Raw genomic sequence first — 2,092 nt, 5'->3', positions numbered from 1 at the left:
AAGAAATTTGATCCTGAACAGTTGGACGCAAAACCATTTGATCTGTTGTCAATGAAGCATCTGCTAAAACTGAAGCCTGTTGTTGTCCATCGAAAGGATGAAGCTGAGCTGCTGGAGGTAATGCCACGCTAGCCTGATTTTCCTGAGATGAGACAATGAAAGGAACGATAATCTGTTGATTTGAGCTTAAATTTCGCCGAGATCTGCTCTTACGTGGCCAATTATCAAGATATACTGCTGACAAATACCAAATTTTTCCACTTCCATCCTCATTGTTTTTTTGTTTCAAACCATATGTATAGGTCCCACCGTCAACAGTACTTATTTTTGCACCAGAAAATTTTTTCAGAGTAAAATTTGCTCCTCCACTTTGATCTATAATTAAATCAAGATCTGTTGAAGAAGTATCAACAATTTCAAGACCAGAATCGACAACGTTTATTGTGTGATATCCTGAACCATTCTTGATAGAGAGATAATCACCCTCTCCTTCTGCAAGGCTCACATGAAACTTAAAATGTAAACTCCTCTGAAAGCTGATCAACATAAAGCCGTGAGTAAGATAAATGAGACCTTGCAGACTTAAAAATAACCCTCCCCACACCGTCTAACTTCTGAATGTGAATACTCGCGTCTTCATATCCACCAGCAATAAAGTATAATTTAGCCTTTTCACCTTCTAAATTAATATCTTCTACTGTCGTCTCATCCTCATCATCTTCAGCATAAAGATGGAGATGCCCATAATCTTTAACCGTTATTTGTCCTCCTAACCTTGCACCAGCAAAGACCCACGAATTCGCTCCACCTTCAATCGTTAGATTTTTTACAGTTCCACCAGCATAGACTTCTTGAAAACTACCAGCGTGTAAAATCACTGTATCCGCTTCACCTCCCGCTAAAACACGCTGCACACCACCCGACAAAATCTCAGTATTGACTGCAAAACCACCGCTTTTTTCTATAACCCCCTCATCGTCTGGAAACCATTTGGCAAGAAGCTGTATCCCTCCTTCCATAATTTTTGTGACCACAGCCATCCCATCATCATACACTTTCTGATATCCTGGTATTTTACCTTGTCCATAAATTGTCGTGTTATAAGCACTGCTTCCTACAATCCCTCCATTCACATAACTATCTCCGAAAATAAGCTGCTCACCACCATAGATTTCAGCTTTCAATGCACCCCCTCCCCCTTCCACATGTTGTTTTCCACCTTCATAAATAATAGTAGATTCTGAAATGCCTTGTTCTGCCACAATCTCAGAACCACCATCCAAAATTGTAGTATTCTTGCTGAAACCACCTGCCTCAACATAGAGTGTTCCAGATCCATCAATCGTAGTATTAAGAGACCATTTACGAGCATCTGAATCTCCATCATCAGCAATATGGGCTGTGTTATTCTCACTGATGATAGAGCTTTGCAGAATTTCGTCTTCCTTTTCCATAATGAAATCATCTGTATAAAAACTAAAATCACTTACATACGAACTGACTATAGGATCTTGAAAAACTGTTATATCCTCTTCTTTCCCAAGAGCTTCAATTATAGGCAACTCCATCTTAGATGAAGGGGTTAAAGAAGTAGAAACCTTTTCTGCAGCAGCCAAATACCAAATTTTTTCTTCTCCCTTCCCGCTATTTTTCGATTTCAAATCATATAAATATGTTCCACCATCAACAACATCCGTTTTTTTATCTGAATGATCGATACAAGATATTGATTTATAATGATAATTTAGCGTTATTCATATTGAATTAGAACCCCGAATAACCTAAGATTCTCTCATTTCAAATCTCTCTATCTTGAATCAATCAAGACCATTCCCTTGCATGTCAAAAGCGGGGCTGGCGTGTGGGTAAAAATTGTATAAGAAAGGAATAAAAATGGTCCTTATGAACCGTCTTAATGCAAGATCTGTCGCAACATTGGGGGCTGGCAAATATAATGATGGTGCTGGCTTGCTTCTTCATAAGCGTAAAGATGGGGGTGCTCAATGGCTTTATCGCTATACCATTCACGGGCGCCGTCGTGAAATGGGCTTGGGTGCCTTGAGAGATGTTTCTTTAAAACAAGCTCGCGAAT

3 protein-coding genes are annotated in these 2,092 nt (G+C 39.3%); 1 reads left to right on the top strand and 2 read right to left on the bottom strand.

All coding sequences use genetic code 11. The features are described 5' to 3' along the window. Positions 1-505 (bottom strand): pertactin-like passenger domain-containing protein (locus PVV68_RS10675; RefSeq protein WP_342753065.1); only part of this gene is annotated, 505 nt, incomplete at its 3' end. A 7-nt stretch (positions 506-512) separates the two neighbouring features. Then, entirely contained in the window at positions 513-1,661 is a 1,149-nt protein-coding gene (locus tag PVV68_RS10175) for a hypothetical protein (RefSeq protein ID WP_342752660.1), read from the bottom strand. Between the two features lie 232 nt (positions 1,662-1,893). Here PVV68_RS10175 and PVV68_RS10170 point away from each other — a divergent pair. Further along, positions 1,894-2,092: Arm DNA-binding domain-containing protein (locus PVV68_RS10170; protein ID WP_273720312.1), on the top strand; the 199-nt coding region annotated here is incomplete at its 3' end.

Origin of the sequence: Bartonella sp. ML69XJBT (genome assembly GCF_028618515.1) — a bacterium.
GTDB lineage: Bacteria > Pseudomonadota > Alphaproteobacteria > Rhizobiales > Rhizobiaceae > Bartonella.
Note: the sequence above shows the minus strand (reverse complement) of the source record. Positions and strands in the feature narration are given on the sequence as shown.